General features: G+C 50.4%; 15 protein-coding genes. All 15 read right to left on the reverse strand.

The window, feature by feature from the left end; translation table 11 throughout:
• Positions 1-1,118 precede the first annotated feature (1,118 nt).
• On the reverse strand, positions 1,119-2,654 hold the full coding sequence (gene lysS / locus WH45_RS21775) for a lysine--tRNA ligase (RefSeq protein ID WP_046216537.1): 1,536 nt from the start codon (positions 2,652-2,654) through the stop codon (positions 1,119-1,121).
• A gap of 299 nt (positions 2,655-2,953) precedes the next feature.
• Positions 2,954-3,430, reverse strand: coding sequence for a transcription elongation factor GreA (greA, locus tag WH45_RS21780; protein WP_046216538.1), 477 nt, complete (start codon positions 3,428-3,430; stop codon positions 2,954-2,956).
• Positions 3,431-3,782: 352 nt separating this feature from the next.
• The gene (gene dusB / locus WH45_RS21785) at positions 3,783-4,829 is read right to left on the reverse strand and encodes a tRNA dihydrouridine synthase DusB (protein WP_046216539.1); all 1,047 of its coding nucleotides are present in this window, start codon (positions 4,827-4,829) and stop codon (positions 3,783-3,785) included.
• Positions 4,830-4,871: 42 nt separating this feature from the next.
• On the reverse strand, positions 4,872-5,414 hold the full coding sequence (gene folK / locus WH45_RS21790; protein ID WP_046216540.1) for a 2-amino-4-hydroxy-6-hydroxymethyldihydropteridine diphosphokinase: 543 nt from the start codon (positions 5,412-5,414) through the stop codon (positions 4,872-4,874).
• Positions 5,415-5,426: 12 nt separating this feature from the next.
• The gene (gene folB, locus WH45_RS21795) at positions 5,427-5,789 is read right to left on the reverse strand and encodes a dihydroneopterin aldolase (RefSeq protein WP_046216541.1); all 363 of its coding nucleotides are present in this window, start codon (positions 5,787-5,789) and stop codon (positions 5,427-5,429) included.
• A 38-nt stretch (positions 5,790-5,827) separates the two neighbouring features.
• The gene (gene folP, locus WH45_RS21800) at positions 5,828-6,673 is read right to left on the reverse strand and encodes a dihydropteroate synthase (RefSeq protein ID WP_046216542.1); all 846 of its coding nucleotides are present in this window, start codon (positions 6,671-6,673) and stop codon (positions 5,828-5,830) included.
• Positions 6,670-7,623 (reverse strand): aminotransferase class IV, encoded by a 954-nt coding sequence (locus WH45_RS21805; RefSeq protein ID WP_046216584.1) that lies wholly within the window; start codon positions 7,621-7,623, stop codon positions 6,670-6,672. The genes folP and WH45_RS21805 overlap by 4 nt, the downstream gene beginning before the upstream one ends.
• Positions 7,623-8,207, reverse strand: coding sequence for an aminodeoxychorismate/anthranilate synthase component II (gene pabA / locus WH45_RS21810; protein ID WP_046216543.1), 585 nt, complete (start codon positions 8,205-8,207; stop codon positions 7,623-7,625). The genes WH45_RS21805 and pabA overlap by 1 nt, the downstream gene beginning before the upstream one ends.
• Entirely contained in the window at positions 8,207-9,859 is a 1,653-nt protein-coding gene (locus tag WH45_RS21815; protein WP_046216544.1) for an anthranilate synthase component I family protein, read from the reverse strand. The genes pabA and WH45_RS21815 overlap by 1 nt, the downstream gene beginning before the upstream one ends.
• Before the next feature lie 220 nt (positions 9,860-10,079).
• Entirely contained in the window at positions 10,080-11,018 is a 939-nt protein-coding gene (gene cysK / locus WH45_RS21820) for a cysteine synthase A (protein ID WP_046216545.1), read from the reverse strand.
• A 157-nt stretch (positions 11,019-11,175) separates the two neighbouring features.
• Positions 11,176-12,087, reverse strand: a complete 912-nt coding sequence (locus tag WH45_RS21825) for a peptidylprolyl isomerase (protein WP_046216546.1) — start codon at positions 12,085-12,087, stop codon at positions 11,176-11,178.
• A gap of 15 nt (positions 12,088-12,102) precedes the next feature.
• A complete protein-coding gene (hslO, locus tag WH45_RS21830) occupies positions 12,103-13,002 on the reverse strand; it encodes an Hsp33 family molecular chaperone HslO (protein WP_046216547.1) in 900 nt (299 codons plus the stop codon).
• A 220-nt stretch (positions 13,003-13,222) separates the two neighbouring features.
• Complete coding sequence (locus WH45_RS21835; RefSeq protein ID WP_046216548.1) at positions 13,223-14,020, reverse strand: type III pantothenate kinase; 798 nt, start codon at positions 14,018-14,020, stop codon at positions 13,223-13,225.
• Between the two features lie 6 nt (positions 14,021-14,026).
• Positions 14,027-14,893 (reverse strand): carboxylating nicotinate-nucleotide diphosphorylase, encoded by an 867-nt coding sequence (gene nadC / locus WH45_RS21840; protein ID WP_046216549.1) that lies wholly within the window; start codon positions 14,891-14,893, stop codon positions 14,027-14,029.
• Positions 14,883-16,721, reverse strand: a complete 1,839-nt coding sequence (gene nadB, locus WH45_RS21845) for an L-aspartate oxidase (protein ID WP_046216550.1) — start codon at positions 16,719-16,721, stop codon at positions 14,883-14,885. The genes nadC and nadB overlap by 11 nt, the downstream gene beginning before the upstream one ends.
• Between the last annotated feature and the right edge of the window lie 36 nt (positions 16,722-16,757).

Genomic DNA, 16,757 nt, shown 5'->3' on the forward strand with positions numbered 1-16,757 from the left:
AGCCAGGATCAAACTCTCCATAAAGTGTTTGACTTGCTCATTCCTTGCTGACGAGAACATTGCTGTTCTCTATATTTTGAAGAACTAAGTTCTTCACTCACTCGTTGTTCAGTTTTCAAAGATCAAAGTCTTTTTCATCGTCGCCGTGTCTCTCGGTGACAACTTTTATATCTTATCATGTTCGCAATCATCTGTCAACAACTTTTTTTGAAGGAGTTTTTGACTTTCAATGTGATTGCTGTAATGATAAGCAGTCACTGGCTTAACGCCGTATCGCGACTGGGTTTATAGAATAACACATATTAGCTTACCTGGCAAGCACTTTATAAATAAATTCTTTATGCTTATAAATTAAAGTGATCACTAATTCTGCTAACTGTCTATATAGGAGCTTTAGATAGAATATTTCAAATGATGTATATTGCGATTATTTGCTTTCGTACCCTCTGGTGGTTACCAAGGAACTTTGCATCCTGCATTGCTTTCACTTCTATATATCTGTATATCATCAATATCGCTACTCCTATATAACTGCTCCCACAATTATAAGAAGTATAGTAGTACCAATACAGATACTAGTGGCAATAAGTTGGATCGGCCATTGTAGTAGGGATGCAGCCTCTCTTATCAAAAAGATAATGCTTTGACGTCATCGGGTCTTTCTAACGCTACCCCAGTCTTTCTATAGTAATCATGTAAAGCAGTTGGTAGTGGTGAGTGTACCTACTTGAGCATTTTTAATCGTTAATAAACCTGCGTATATACTTCGTGGGCTGACAGTTATATCGGAAATGGATACCGATACTCTGGATCGTGAAAAACCAAGATATAAAAAGGCCTGCTCTCTTGCAACTGAGAGCAGGCCTTTGGCATATTAGGTTGTAACTGTTCTATTCGCTATACTGGAACATCCTCTATAAATGCTGCAGTAGTTTCTATAACCTGTATTTTGGTATAGGCTGCTCAAGAAACAGAGCTTGCATGAAACCGATAAGCAGCATAGATAGTAGACCAGGATACTTTACAGCAATCATATAGCATAGAAGCTTACTAACAATCATCACTCTTACTCATTATAGTAATAGAACATGACTGATTCCGGCTGCAGGGATCATTGCTTATTCGTGTGCCTGGTTACGCATATGTGGGAAGAGCAGGACGTCACGGATAGATGCTGCATCTGTCAGCAGCATAACCAGACGGTCGATACCGATACCCAGTCCACCTGTTGGCGGCATACCGTATTCCAGTGCACGGATAAAGTCTTCGTCCATCTCAAACGCTTCGTCGTTGCCTTTTTCCTTTTCGACGAGCTGCGCTTCGAAACGCTGACGCTGGTCGATTGGATCATTCAGCTCGGTAAAGGCGTTGGCATGTTCGCGGGCGACGATGAACAGCTCGAAGCGATCGGTGAAACGAGGATCGGCTTCGTTCTTTTTGGCCAGTGGAGAGATATCTACCGGGTGACCGGTAATGAACGTAGGCTGGATCAGCGTCTCTTCTACGAACTCTTCGAAGAAAGCATTCACGATATGACCGAATGTCATATGCGGCTCCACTTTTACATTGTGTTCTTTGGCGAGTGCCTGTGCTTCGGCATCGGTCATGTGTACGCTGAAGTCTACACCTTTGACTTCTTTGACAGCGTCTACCATGGATACACGGCGCCATTTCGGTGTCAGATCCACTTCCTGGCCTTGATACTGGATGCGTGTTGTACCCAGCACTTCCTGGGCAATATGGGCAACCATGCTCTCGGTCAGATCCATAATATCTTCGTAGTCCGCATAGGCTTCGTACAATTCGATCATGGTAAATTCCGGATTATGACGAGTGGATGTACCTTCGTTACGGTAGGCACGGCCGATCTCGTATACTTTCTCCAGACCGCCAACAATCAGGCGCTTGAGGTGCAGTTCCAGGGCGATACGCATGTACAGTTCCATATCCAGCGCATTATGATGCGTGATGAACGGCTTGGCAGCAGCGCCGCCGGCAATCGCATGCAGTGTTGGTGTCTCGACTTCGAGGTAGCCGAGGGAATCGAGATAACGGCGCATCGATTGGATAATGCGGGAACGGGTGATAAATGTTTTCCGTACTTCCGGGTTCACGATCAGATCGACATAGCGCTGGCGGTAACGCAGCTCTACATCTTTCATACCATGATATTTATCCGGCAGCGGCAGCAGGGATTTGGTGAGTACTTCCAGATCTTTGACCTTAATGGACGTCTCGCCTGTTTTGGTTTTGAAGACAGTACCGGTGACACCGACAATATCTCCAAGATCCAGAATAGTGAATGCTTCGTATTTGGCTTCAGGCACGGTATCTTTACGCACATAGATCTGGATACGTCCGCTCAGATCCTGAATATGTGCAAAGCTTGCTTTACCCATGCCGCGCTTGGTCATGATACGACCTGCCAGACTGACGGTTACTTCTTTTTCTTCAAGCTCTTCCTTGGTCATCGTCTCGTAGGTGTGCAGCAAATCTGCCGCATTGGATGTACGTACGAACTTTTTACCAAATGGGTCGATGCCCAGTCCGCGCAGTTCATCCAGTTTGTCACGGCGCACCTGCAGTAGTTCGTTCAGTTCACTCTCACTTATGTTTTCCTGTTCTTGACCAGGATTCAATGTTTCATCAGACATCGCTGGGTCTCAACTCCTTTAAGGTAATAACTTGCCGGCTTCTGTCATGCCGATGGGATGCAGAAATATGATAAGCAGCCGTATTCAGTCAAAAAGCCATATAATTATAGTGTACTTGATTTGGTGCCAATCTGAAATCTCTAAAAACGATATTGCTGCTGATTTAACGAAAATAGGGCTTATTTCAAGAAAAAAGCTCCCCTAGGGAAGCTTTTTTTGTAAAACGATAAGTATACATCCTTACTGCAGTGTACCGGGAAAGTGTTCTTCGCCGGTCAGTTAAGTATATGCATACAATCTTATCTTTTGATTTCCAGGATTTTGTACTGGATAACACCAGCCGGTACGTTCACATCAACAACCGTACCTTTTTGCTTGCCCAGGATGGCTTTGCCTACCGGGCTTTCATTGGAAATCTTGTTCTGGGAAGGATCGGATTCGGCCGTACCCACGATTGTGTATTCCATCGTGTCACCAAATTCCAGATCTTCAACGATAACGGTTGCACCAATGCTTACCGCATCTGTATCAATCTCATCACTATTGATAATACGTGCGTTGCGCAGCATTTTCTCCAGTGTAATAACGCGTCCTTCGATGAAGGCTTGTTCATTTTTGGCATCTTCGTACTCAGAGTTCTCACTGATATCACCGTATCCAATGGCAACTTTGATACGTTCCGCTACCTCACGTCTTTTGACGGACTTGAGGTTTTCCAATTCATCTTCCAGCTTCTTTAGACCGTCCTGTGTTAAAATGAATTCTTTATCGCTCATCTCAACCAATTCTCCTGTCATGTGAATAATTTTCGAAAATTCGCTTTGGGGTCTCCCAGCATGATAATAGCCAGTGATTCAGAAGCAGCGAAGACTCATGCAAGATTATCAAAACAATAGTGACGCAGGGAAATTCCCCAGAGGGTATATGATATCTAATCATTGACTCAGGCAAATTTATACTGCAAAAGTATATGGGAATGAATGTGAAATGTCAACCAAAAGGCCGGACTGGCTTTGGAATAGCAAAAACAGCAAAAAAACCGAAGCGGCTCTGTAAAAAGCACTTCGGTTTTTTACTATATATGACCCAAAAAAGTTATGGATCAGCTGTTATGGTTCGATGGATGAATTAGACGGTTGCCGGTGCAGCACACTTTACCTGTACAAAAGGAACCGCTTCATGGTCAGCGGCGGATGCCACATGCTGCGGCAGATTCTCCAGGAAATTATACAAAATACGTACCATTTCGTCGCGTCTGGTCTCTTCCATAATGGAATTTTTGATGGTGGCGGAGCCTTTGAGACCTTTGAGGTACCAGGACAGATGCTTGCGCATCTCTCTGACGGCTACCACTTCACCCTTCAGGGCAATCAGACGATCCATATGCAAGATTGCGATACGAATCTTCTCCTCGGCCGTTGGATCCGGAGGCAGCTCGCCTGTTTTGAGATATTCTACCGTACGATACAGCATCCATGGATTGCCAAGCGCACCACGGCCGATCATAACGCCATCGCAGCCTGTTGTATCCAGCATGCGCTTGGCGTCTTCCGGGGTAACCACGTCGCCGTTGCCGATAACAGGAATGGCGACGGATTCTTTGGCCTGCTTGATATAAGACCAGTCTGCCTGGCCGGTGTAGAGCTGCTCACGGGTACGACCATGGACGCTGATCGCTTTGCCGCCCGCCGCTTCGACAGCTCTGGCATTATCCACTACATAAATATGATCATGATCCCAGCCGATACGCATTTTGACGGTAACCGGCTTGCTTACGTTGGCCACGACTGCAGCGACCATCTCGTTGATCTTGTTAGGGTCCAGCAGCCAGCGGGCACCGGCATCGATTTTGTTGATTTTGGGTGCAGGACAGCCCATATTGATATCGATAATGTCCGCATTGGTGTCCTGATCAACTACTTTGGCCGCTTCGACCAGAGAGGCACGATCACCACCAAAAATTTGCAGGCTCATCGGTTTTTCACGCTCGTCGACGAACAGCATTTCATGAGTACGCTTGTTGCCGCTTAGAATTGCTTTGTCGCTGACCATCTCGGCGCAGACCAATCCTGTACCGAACTCCTTGGCGATCAGGCGGAATGCCGGATTACAAACGCCGGCCATCGGGGCGAGAACGACCCGGTTTTTCATTTCAATATCACCGATTTTTAACATCCGATGATTCACTCCTTTATGACAGCGGCGCAGTACCGCAATTTATTTCAATTTTGAATTAAAGGACAATGGGCAGGCGCTGACATAACGAACATCCTGCTGCTGATCGGCGACCTGTATGAGTGAATTTTCGACAAAGGAAAACAGCTCCGGTGTCTCTTCCGTGACAATCTCCTGCAGCGGCACGAGTACAAAAGCACGTTCATGCATACGAGGGTGCGGCAGATCCAGTGTCTCGGAATGCAGATGCAGATGATCCATCCACAGCAGATCAAGATCCACGGTACGTGGTCCCCAGCGTATATCGCGAATCCGGCCGAGCTGGTTCTCAATACTGAGCAGTGCCGCCAGTAAGTCATGCGGACGCTTGGTCGTATGCAGCCTGAGTGCCATATTCAGAAAAGAAGGCTGATCGACATAGCCCACAGGGGCAGTCTCATAAAATCCAGAGCAGCGGATGACCGAAATATCGGAATGATCATCCAGCATCTGTATCGCCTCGGTCAATGTCTGCTCCCGGTTACCCAGATTGGCGCCTAAAGCAATATAAGCCTCTGAATATTCAGAGGGGACGGATGAGTTCATCACAACCTACGCTCACTTTCGTGTACGCCGCAATTCAACGGTAACGCCCTGAAAATGAATATCAAAAGGCGGATGCGGCTTGGTGACTCTAACGGTCAATGCATGTACCCCAGTATAAGCTTCCAATAGAGTGGATGCAATACATTCTGCAAGAGCCTCAATCAACTTGAAGGATTTGGTTTCGACAACGGCTTTGACACGTTCGTGGATCTCCGCATAATTGATCGTCGTCTCCAGATTGTCGGTTCTGCCGGCTTCAGACAGATCCATCTCCAGCTCCAGATCCACGTAGAAACGCTGGCCCAGCTTGCGTTCTTCTTCAAACACACCGTGATAACCGTAATATTCCATTCGGTTGATGATCATCTTATCCATTAACTTTTCTCCTCCTGTCGGTTGTTGACGCTCCGGATCTATCTGCTGGCCTGCAGCATTGCATCACACATGACGGCCATCCGTTTGTTGGGCTGCACATCATGTACACGAATAATCTGGCAGCCCTGGGCAATGCCAAATGCTGTGGTAGCAGTAGTACCTTCCACTACATCATCTGCGGGCAGGTCCAGCACCGTGCGTATGAATCGTTTGCGTGAAGTGCCCAGCAGCATAGGGTAGCCCAGTTCAGCCAGCTCATCCAGCCGGCTCATCAGCTCCAGATTATGATCCGCATTTTTGGCAAAACCGATTCCCGGATCCAAAATGATATTGTCCCGCTGAATACCAGCATCCAGTGCCAGTGTAATCTGCCGCTGCAGATCGGTCTTCACATCCGCAACCAGCTCGGTATAATCCATATCATGCCGGTTATGCATCAGAATGTACGGGCAGTTAGCTGCGGCGGCTACAGCAAACATTGCCGGATCCGCCATGCCTCCCCATACGTCATTAATGATATGGGCGCCTGCTGCGAGGGACTGTCTGGCAACTTCTGCCTTGTACGTATCAATGGAGAGCGGAAGATGAGGCAGCTGCTGCTGGAGTGCTTTGATCACCGGAATAACTCTTGCGAGCTCTTCTTCCTCCGAGACCGGAGCATGCCCTGGACGGGTGGATTCTCCGCCAATATCAATAATATCCGCTCCCTCTTCCATCATACGGTGTGCCTGCTGTACAGCACGCTCCACCGACGTATAACTGCCTCCATCCGAAAAGGAATCGGGAGTAACATTTAAAATACCCATTATTAATGTAGAGCGGCCCAGCTCCAGTATCGCCGGACCGCATGTATACTGCCGTGTGTACTGTACAGGCTGTCTCAAAAGCGGTATGCCTCCTTTTCATAAGCTGCATATAAAAGGGCAGTCATCCTGCCCACCTGTTCGGTCTGCACGCTGGAAAAATGATCTTCCTCCAGCAAGCGGGTCACAGGAACGATCTCCTGAATAGAGTTGGTCAGAAAAATCTCGTCGGCTGTAAGCAGTCGGTCCCAACTGTATAATCCTTGTTCGACCGGCAAGCCGATATGTTCGGCCAGCTCCATTACGAGCGCCCGGGTAATGCCCGGCAGAATGTCTGTCTCCAGCGAAGGCGTATGCAGACGACCTCCCTGGACAAAAAATACATTGCTCACGATTCCTTCAGCAATGTCTCCCCCGGCAGTAAGCATCAATCCTTCTACACTTGTGGCTGGCTGATCGCCATACTGCTGCAGCTCCTGCTTGCCCAGAATGCTGTTCATATAATGCAGCGACTTCAGGCGAACGCTGCCCTCAGGGGTATTGCGGATAGTGTGCAGACGGCGCAGCGACTTGCTTCGGCCGGATAAATACTGCTGTACGCGCTCCAGTTCGGCTGCTGGGATGAATGAACCCTCGTCCGTGTCGTTCCTGCTCGGTTTGCGGGGAGCAGCATCAGGCAGTGCTTTGGCATAAATAACAATAGTCGGCTGCTCATACGCACCGGAAGGCAGACCCAAAATATCGATGCCGGCAGACAGGGTGTAGCGGATATACGCATCTGCCAGATCATTCGCCTGCATCAGGGCATGAATCTGCTGCCGGATCAGCTTCTCGTCAGCTTGCCAGCGGATATGGAGCGAATCGCAGCCGGACTGCAGCCTTTCCAGATGACGATCCAGCAAAAAAGGCTGTCCATTATAGGTACGGAACGTCTCGAACAGACCCATTCCATACAAGAAGCCGTGATCCATGACGGAGACCACGGCTTGATCTGTAGGTGTGATGACACCATTTATACTGACGTACTTCATCATACAGTAGCTTTGTCCACTTTACGGCTCAGGAAGTTACGCAGAATGGTATGTCCATGATCCGTGACGATGGATTCCGGGTGGAATTGAACGCCTTCGATCGCATATTCTTTGTGACGAAGCCCCATAATCTCACCTTCAGCGGTCTCTGCCGTAATTTCCAGGCAATCTGGCAGACTGCTGCGTTCCACGATCAGGGAATGATAACGGGTCGCGGTAAACGGCGACGGCAGGTTCTCAAATACCGAACTGCTCTGATGCAGAATCGGAGACGTCTTGCCATGCATGAGACGCTCTGCCCGAATGACATTACCGCCAAATGCCTGTCCAATCGCCTGATGGCCCAGACATACACCAAAGATCGGAATCTCGCCCTTGAACTGCTGAATTACGTCGATGGTAATGCCGGCTTCTGTTGGCGTGCACGGTCCCGGAGACAGCAGAATATGATCCGGTGCCAGCTCGCGGATGCCCTCCATATCAATCTCATCATTGCGGCGTACGATGACCTCTTCGCCCAGCTCTCCAAGGTATTGTACCAGGTTATACGTAAAAGAATCGTAGTTATCAATTACAAGAATCATCAGTATTCCTCCCTTTTCTGCAGAGCCGCATCATATTGTTCGCTCAAGAGTACGGCTCTGGCTAACGCTCTCGATTTGTTAAAGCATTCCCTGTATTCACGGTAAGGATCGGAATCGATGACTACACCGGCTCCTGCTTGCATATAGACGGTATTTTCCTTGATGGTTAATGTTCTGATAATAATATTTAATTCCATATTGCCATTATAGTCAATCCAGCCCATCGAACCGGTGTAGGCACCACGGCGGGTCTGCTCCAGTTCCTCGATGATTTCCATCGTACGGATCTTGGGAGCTCCGGTAATGGTTCCTCCGGGGAAAACGGCGGCAATCACATCATAGACGTCCCGGTCTTCCGCCAGCTTCGCTTCTACGCCGGATACCAGATGCATCACGTGGGAATAACGTTCGATCGTCATCAGCTCCGGTACGCGCACAGTCCCGTAGCGGGCGATGCGTCCCAGATCATTGCGCTGCAGATCGACCAGCATAATATGCTCGGCACGTTCTTTTTCATTGTCCGTGAGCTCGGCTTCCATCGCCAGGTCTTCCTGCTCGGTCATGCCGCGGCGCCGTGTACCGGCAATCGGCCGGGCAGCGACATCATCTCCAATCACCGAAACGAGCAGTTCCGGCGAGGCGGAGACCAGCTGGAAGCCAGGCAGCCGCAGCAACCCCATATACGGCGAAGGATTGGTAACCCGCAGCCATTCATAAATGGACTCCGGCGCAGTGGAAATCTGCCGTTGACTGCGGAGAGACAGATTCACCTGAAACACGTCACCCTGGCGGATATAATCCTGCACGGCTCGTACGGCCTGTTCAAACTGCGGCTGCTGAAATTCCGTTGTAAACTGATCATGGTCTGCCCGTGAATCGGTAGCAGACAGCGGGTGATTCATCAGAAAATGCTGACGGTGCTGTAACGAGTGTGGCTGCTCCATGGTCGATACCTGCTGCAGCGCATTCCACTGTTCCAGCATCCGGTCCGTCTGATGTGCTGCCTGATGGTAGGCTTGCCTTATCCATTCCGGTGCGGATGTATCGGTGTCTTGGCTATTGCTTGGCTGCTGAGCGCTCTGTTCTTCGTCGATCCCGGTATGGGTACAGCAGTAGAGCATGTTCGTATGATGATCGATGACCCAGACCTGGTTGAATTGCATCCAGACATAATCAGGCAGATCCAGATCATTCTGCAGCCGATTTGGCAGCTTCTCCAGCGAGCGGGCGACATCATAGCTGAGGAATCCTACACAGCCTCCGGTAAAAGGCGGCAGGTCTGCCATCCGCGGCGCCCGGTGCGCAGACATCCACTGCCGCAGCACTTCCAGCGGCCTGCCATTCTGAGCAGTAACCGATACTGGTTGAATAGGCGGTCCCGCATGTGCTGCGGTTGTTGTATAATTCTGAACCTCTGCTTGATCGTCCTGTCCGCTCAATATAGACACCGGCTGCAGACCAAGGTAGGTGTACCGACCGTTTTTCCCATTTTCCAGTAAAAAGGAATGCGGATACTGCTCGGTCCACAAGGATTCCCAGCTGTCCGGCAGCAGCTGGCTCTCCAGCGGAATTTCCATTATATAAGGCAGTTGGTTGTGCCCTTGCTCCAGCCATTGCTGCCAATCCTGTAATGATATACATACTCTGGTCAATCTGCTTCCCCCAACCTGATCATCTGTAGTTTGTCGTTAGTATACTAAAGCGGTCGGCAATTGAGAAGGTCTGCGGCGAAATACGTCTATATGTTTAAACTATAGCCCTGTAACGCGGCCCTATTCAGTACCAAATAAGCAAAACGCCCCTGCTTCTCCATCCGTGGACAGAGAAAACCAGAGGCGCGGAATCAGCCGCATCACGGCCAATTAATATTAATTAAGCTTCGAAGTTGTACAGCGGTGTGCTCAGGTATCGTTCACCATTACTTGGAATGATGACTACGATGCGTTTGCCTTTACCGAGCTGCTTGGCGACTTTGAGTGCAGCGTGTACAGCCGCACCGGAAGAAATGCCGGACAGTACGCCTTCTTCCTTGGCTACACGACGAGCCATTTCAAAAGCTTCATCATTCTCTACATGAATGATCTCATCGTAGATGTCCTGATTCAGAATCTCGGGTACAAAGTTGGCGCCGATACCCTGAATTTTGTGAGGGCCCGGTTGTCCGCCTGCCAGAATTGGAGAAGCAGCCGGTTCTACCGCGTATATCTTCACGTCAGGGAAATGGCTTTTCAGTACTTCGCCTGCTCCGGTAATAGTACCGCCTGTTCCGATCCCTGCAATAAAGGCATCCAGCGTTCCGCCGATGGATTCAATCGCTTCTACGATCTCGGGGCCGGTCGTCTCACGGTGTACTTTGAGATTGGCTTTGTTGCGGAACTGGTCAGCGATAAAGTAATCCGGATTCTCGCTCAGAATGCTCTCTGCCTTTTTGACCGCTCCGTTCATACCTTCTGATCCCGGAGTCAGCACCAGCTCGGCTCCGTAAGCACGCAGCAGATTGCGGCGTTCCATACTCATCGTCTCGGGCATTACAATGACGCATTTGTAGCCTTTGGCTGCTGCGACCATCGCCAGACCGATACCGGTGTTACCGCTTGTCGCTTCAACGATCGTTCCACCCGGCTTGAGTACGCCCTGCTTTTCCGCTTCTTCCACGATACTGAGCGCGATCCGGTCCTTAACGCTGGAACCCGGATTCTGATACTCAAGCTTCAGGTAAATCTCTGCGCTATCTTCCGATACGAGACGGTTCAGACGAACGAGCGGAGTTCCCCCGATCAATTCTGTCACGTTATTTACGACTTTTGCCATGCTGTTGCCCTCCTTCAAATAATGGAACGCAGCTGTGGACAAATGTACTGAATCCATGTGCCAACAGTCTGTGTTAATCCGAGTAAAATAGTTGGTTTTAGTATGATTTAATATTATCAATCCGACCGGACAATGTCAATGTTCCCGGCTTATAATCCTAAGGCGAGGCGGATAAAATATACGCTTTATATTTGCTGCGCAATTTTTGCTCGATATCGGTCAGCGGCTCTGCCTGTTCCAGCGCCACCTTACGTCTGGCGGTCTCCCGGCTGATCTGCAGTTTGGAGGAAGATGGCGTGCGAATATCCCGGACCTGCACGACCGCATAATGACCGGTGCTGAGCGCTACAGGACCCACGATATCTCCTGCCTGCATCTGCTGAATGACCTTGATCACTTCAGGCGGCTGAAAGGGATCATCCTCATCGATCCAGCCCAGTGCTCCTCCTTTACCCGAGGAAAAGGAATCGACGGACATCTCTTCGGCTACTGTCGCAAACTCCTCACCATTCTCAATACGCTGCACCGCCTCTTCGGCAGCCTGCTCGGTATCAGTCTCAATCCATGCCAGATCGTACTGATGCTGGGCGGTCTCCTGCTCATGCTGCTCCAGATAACGGTCCACCTGCGCATCGCTCACTTCTATCCGCTCTGTCGCTATCTTTTCCAGCTGGATCTGATATCTGGATTCCTGCTGCAGGTCTTGCGGTGTCAGGCCAAACTGGGTCTGCATTTCCTTGTAAAAGGCCTGCGGGGAAGCATACCCGCTCATCCGCTCTGCCAGATCATCCCGAATCTCTTCATCACTGACCGCAATATGCAGCGCATCCGCTTCCAGCTGTACGACCCGCCGATTCAGCATCTGCGTCAGCGTCTCCTGCCCATACCGCTTCTTCAGTTCACTTACCCATTCTTGTTCACTGATAGATTCATTGCCCACCACTGCCACATCCGAATTGCTCCCAGAATGCTGAACTGCCCGGATGACCCAAAAGGCTCCGAGCAGCATAATGATGACTATGAATAAGACCATGACGGCTGTCCATACTGGTGATTTACCCTTCGTCATATGTCTTAATATCCCTTAATTTCTGGCTTCAGCCAGAATGCGTTCCAGGTCCTGACGATCAAACTGGTATTTCTCATTGCAAAAATGGCATACCACTTCTGCCTGTCCGTCTTCTTCGATCAGCTGTACCAGTTCATGCTCACCCAGACTCACCAGGGTCTGTTCGACACGCTCACGGGAGCAGGAGCAGTTGAATGTGATATCCATGCTGTCCATCACTTCCATATCCGGCAAAATGCGACCCAGCAGTTCTTCCAGCTCCAGACCTTCATTGAGCAGCGAAGTGACAGGAGGCAGAGTACCCAGACCTTTCTCCAGCTGGTCGATCTCGGCATCGGTCAGGCCCGGAAGCAGCTGAATAATAAATCCGCCGGATACGATAACGGAATTGTCCGTATCCACCAGTACGCCTACACCAACTGCAGACGGTGTCTGCTCGGAAGTGGCAAAATAGTAGGTGAAGTCTTCACCAAGCTCTCCCGATACGATTGGCACACTGCCGCGGTAAGGGTCTTTGAGCCCGAGATCCTTGATCACATAAATAAAGCCTTCGGTTCCGACAGCTCCGGCTACGTCCAGTTTGCCCATCGCGTTGCTTGGCAGATGAACATGCGGGTTATCGACATAACCGCGCACTTCGCCCTTGGCGTTGGCGTCTGCCACGATTTGTCCGAGCGGTCCATTCCCTTTAACCTGAAGGGTAAGCTTTTCTTCACCTTTCAGCATGGCGCCCATCATGGCTGCGGCAGTAAGGGTACGTCCCATCGCTGCTGTCGCTGTCGGCCATGTATCGTGGCGCTGACGCAGTTCCTCTACCAGATGAGTAGAACGGATGGCAAACGCGCGTACTTTGCCTCCCATAGCTATTCCACGGATCAGACGATCCGGTTGTGTATTTCCATTATGCTGTTCCATATATAAATGAACTCCTCTCGTTCTGCCTGCTTGATCATGATGTCTCTCAAAGGACATACAATCTATTATAGGGCACATTGCAGCTGAATTCGATAGCTGCTGTGCAAAAATGCGTATATTACCTATCATAAGTATCTGGCTGTCAGCTGCTTCAAGTTATATCTATTCTAATTAGACGCGATATCCACGTCAAAAGTTTTGTCGATGTCAGGAATACCTATTATTCTCCGCTGCGTGGTGCAGAGCGGGCAGAACCGGTATTGCGTTCATAAATCAGGCGAAGCCCTTCCAGCGTCAGCATCGGATTGACCTCAATCATCGTCTCGGTCTCCGTAGCGATCAATTCTGCCAGACCACCTGTCGCGATGACTCTGGCCGATACACCCATCTCCGCCCGGATTCTTTTGACAATGCCGTCTACCTGACCGGCATAACCGAAAATGATCCCCGACTGCATGGCATGAATCGTATTACGTCCGATGACTTTCCGCGGCTTCTCCAGTTCAATATTGGGCAGTTTGGAGGCGCGCTGATACAACGCCTCCGTGGAAATGCCAATTCCCGGCACAATTGCACCGCCGAGATAACTGCCCTGCTCATCTATACAATCAAATGTAGTCGCTGTTCCAAAATCCACCACAATCACCGGACTCCCGTACAGGGAGATCGCAGCGACCGCATTCACAATCCGGTCGGCTCCCACCTCACGCGGATTCTCGTAACGCAGATTCAGACCGGTACGTATGCCCGGTCCAATAATCATCGGTGTATGATGCAGATATTTCTCGCACATCTCCTCCAGGGTATGCATAATCGGCGGCACCACGGAGGAGATGATAATTCCTTCAATGCCAGCAATGGAGACATCGGACATTTGAAATAAATGATGAATCGTCACTCCGTATTCATCCGGTGTCGCCTGGCGATTGGTACTGATACGAAAATGATGCAGCAGCTTCTCACCTTTGTATACGCCAAACACAATATTCGTATTCCCAATATCAATCACCAATACCAATGCGTGTCACTCCTTCTTTTTGTTTCCCAGATCAAGACTGATATCCAGATTATCAAAAGAATAGGTCAGTCGTCCAACCGATATAATATCAATGCCTGTCTCGGCGATCCCCCGGATCGTCGTAAGCGATACATTACCCGAAGCTTCAATACGAACATGCGGGCTATGCTCGCGGATCAGAGCGACCGCTTCGTGCATAAGCCCATGATTCATATTATCCAGCATGATGATATCTGCACCACTTTGCAGCGCTTCGGTGACCTGCTCCAGCGTCTCGGTCTCCACTTCGATCGTCATCGTATGCGGAATCTGCGCCCGGGCAGCCTGGACAGCAGGCCGAATTCCACCGGCAGCCTTGATATGATTATCCTTGATCATCACTGCGTCGTACAGACCGAATCGGTGATTGCTTCCGCCGCCGACACGCACGGCATACTTTTCCAGCATCCGGTGGCCGGGTGTTGTCTTGCGCGTATCCACCAGTTTGACCGGCAGACCGTCAATCTGTTCCACGTACTGGCGGGTGCGCGTTGCGATGCCCGACATGCGCTGCAGCAGATTGAGCGCCAGCCGCTCTCCGGTTAACAGGGAATGGCTGCTGCCTTCTACCCTGGCGATAATATCACCCTGTGCAAGAGACTGGCCTTCTGTAGCGACAGCCGTAAACTGCAGGGATGGATCGACCGTATGGAATACATGCTCGGCGACAGGCAGTCCGGCCAGAACGCCATCCTGCTTGGCATGAATAACAGCCTGGCTCTGATGACCTGCCGGAACGGTAGCAGCCGTCGTAATATCTCCCGACCCTACATCTTCCTGCAGCCACAGCTTGATCCAATTCGTAAGATTCTCCTGATATCCGTTAAACATCATCAATATTCTCCTCCATTAGCCCGTGCGTAATATGCTGTAAAGTATGCTTTTGCCAATCCCGGTCATTGCGCTCCGGGAAATCTTCCCGGTAATGCCCGCCGCGACTTTCCTGACGATACAGTGCCGCCTGCAGAATCAGTGCCGCACATGTCCTCATGTTATGAATCTCCAGCTGATCCTGGGTACAATGATCCCGCTGCGGCAGCTCAGGCAGCTGGCTGAGTCGTAATAGTCCTTCCTGCAGCGAATGACGGCTGCGGCGTATGCCTGCATGACGGGTCATGATCTGCTGCAATTGCAGACGCTGCTGAGTATCCTCGGTTACGAGCAGGAGTGCAGAGTGCGGCAGGTTTGTGAATTTATTTACATTTTCCCGGTCGCCAAATAAGCGGCTTGCCGAATGCAGCTGTCTGGACCGATCGACTATAGTCTGCAGCGGATTCGATTGTTCTGTGCCTTTGATCAATGGATTGTGTTCTTCAGCCGCTGCAGGTGCAGATATCTGATTGGATACTTGATTCGAGATTACAGCCGCTTCGCTATTATCGGTAAAATGATCAGTGAACTCTCTATCAGCCAATCCTTCCTGCCAGGACGGATTGAGAATGCGTTCCACGATTCGTTTGCCAAATACAATCGCTTCGGACAGGGAATTGCTGGCCAGCCGGTTCGCCCCATGGATACCGGTAGAAGAGACTTCACCACAGGCAAATAGTCTATGGATACTGCTCTCTCCATATTCATCCGTACGAACTCCGCCCATCATATAGTGGGCAGCCGGAGCGACCGGAATCCAGTCTGCAGCAAGATCAAGTCCATATTCCATACAGGTCTCATAAATGGTCGGAAAGCGCTGCTGCAGCTTCTCCGGCGGCTCGTGAGTAATATCCAGATAAACAAACGAACTGCCCTCCCGCTCCATCTCGCTGATGATAGCCCGGGCCACAATATCCCGCGGAGCCAGGTCGCGCAGCGGATGATAACGCTCCATAAAGGCTTCTCCCTGGCGATTCCGCAGAATCGCGCCTTCTCCCCGCACTGCCTCCGAGATCAGAAACCGTGGCGCTCCGGGATAACAGAGTGCGGTCGGATGGAACTGGACAAATTCCATATCCCGCAGTACCGCTCCCGCCCGGTAGGCCATGGCAATCCCGTCGCCGGTCGCCACCTCCGGGTTAGTCGTGTGTTCATACAGCTGTCCGCTACCGCCTGTGCACAGTATGGTCGCTTCCGCCTGCACGTAGATATGGCCGCCATCCGGACGCTGCACGATCGCACCGGTGCACTGCTTTTCCACCTGCACCAGATCTACGGTAAAATGGTGCTCCCAGACCGTAATCCGATCATTCTCTGCGGCCTGATGGGACAGCGCCCTAACAATCTCATAGCCGGTCGAATCTCCATTCGCATGCAAAATACGACGGTGGCTATGAGCGCCCTCCCGTGTAAGCTCCAGCTCTCCATCGGTAGTATCAAAAGCTGTACCCAGCCGGATCAGCTCATGCACGCCTACCGGGCCTTCCTGGACCATTACCTCCACAGCAGTCGGAGAACAGAGACCAGCGCCGGCGAGCAATGTATCCTGCCGATGATAAGCTGGTGAGTCCTCTTCACTGATCACAGCAGCAATTCCACCCTGGGCATAACGTGTATTGCTTTCCAGCAATACGTTCTTTGTGATTAATAGCACGTTCTTATGTTCACTTGCAAGGATAGCCGCGTACAACCCAGCTATTCCCGAGCCAATAATCAGCACATCGGTCATATGACGCGGAAGCTGCTTCCATCGCTGTACCTCATCATTCGGATGATTATATTGTGCATTCATCCCATACGCCTGCCTTTCCATTCACATTTACCGATA

The sequence above is a fragment of the Paenibacillus wulumuqiensis genome (genome assembly GCF_000971965.1).
GTDB lineage: Bacteria > Bacillota > Bacilli > Paenibacillales > Paenibacillaceae > Saccharibacillus > Saccharibacillus wulumuqiensis.

Excerpts from the sequence above, each read along its gene's own strand:
- lysS (WP_046216537.1), bottom strand. The coding sequence starts at position 2,654 with ATGTCTGATGAAACATTGAATCCTGGTCAAGAACAGGAAAACATAAGT.
- greA (WP_046216538.1), bottom strand. The coding sequence starts at position 3,430 with ATGAGCGATAAAGAATTCATTTTAACACAGGACGGTCTAAAGAAGCTG.
- dusB (WP_046216539.1), bottom strand. The coding sequence starts at position 4,829 with ATGTTAAAAATCGGTGATATTGAAATGAAAAACCGGGTCGTTCTCGCC.
- folK (WP_046216540.1), bottom strand. The coding sequence starts at position 5,414 with ATGAACTCATCCGTCCCCTCTGAATATTCAGAGGCTTATATTGCTTTA.
- folB (WP_046216541.1), bottom strand. The coding sequence starts at position 5,789 with ATGGATAAGATGATCATCAACCGAATGGAATATTACGGTTATCACGGT.
- WH45_RS21805 (WP_046216584.1), bottom strand. The coding sequence starts at position 7,623 with ATGAAGTACGTCAGTATAAATGGTGTCATCACACCTACAGATCAAGCC.
- pabA (WP_046216543.1), bottom strand. The coding sequence starts at position 8,207 with ATGATTCTTGTAATTGATAACTACGATTCTTTTACGTATAACCTGGTA.
- cysK (WP_046216545.1), bottom strand. The coding sequence starts at position 11,018 with ATGGCAAAAGTCGTAAATAACGTGACAGAATTGATCGGGGGAACTCCG.
- WH45_RS21825 (WP_046216546.1), bottom strand. The coding sequence starts at position 12,087 with ATGACGAAGGGTAAATCACCAGTATGGACAGCCGTCATGGTCTTATTC.
- hslO (WP_046216547.1), bottom strand. The coding sequence starts at position 13,002 with ATGGAACAGCATAATGGAAATACACAACCGGATCGTCTGATCCGTGGA.
- nadC (WP_046216549.1), bottom strand. The coding sequence starts at position 14,893 with ATGATGTTTAACGGATATCAGGAGAATCTTACGAATTGGATCAAGCTG.
- nadB (WP_046216550.1), bottom strand. The coding sequence starts at position 16,721 with ATGAATGCACAATATAATCATCCGAATGATGAGGTACAGCGATGGAAG.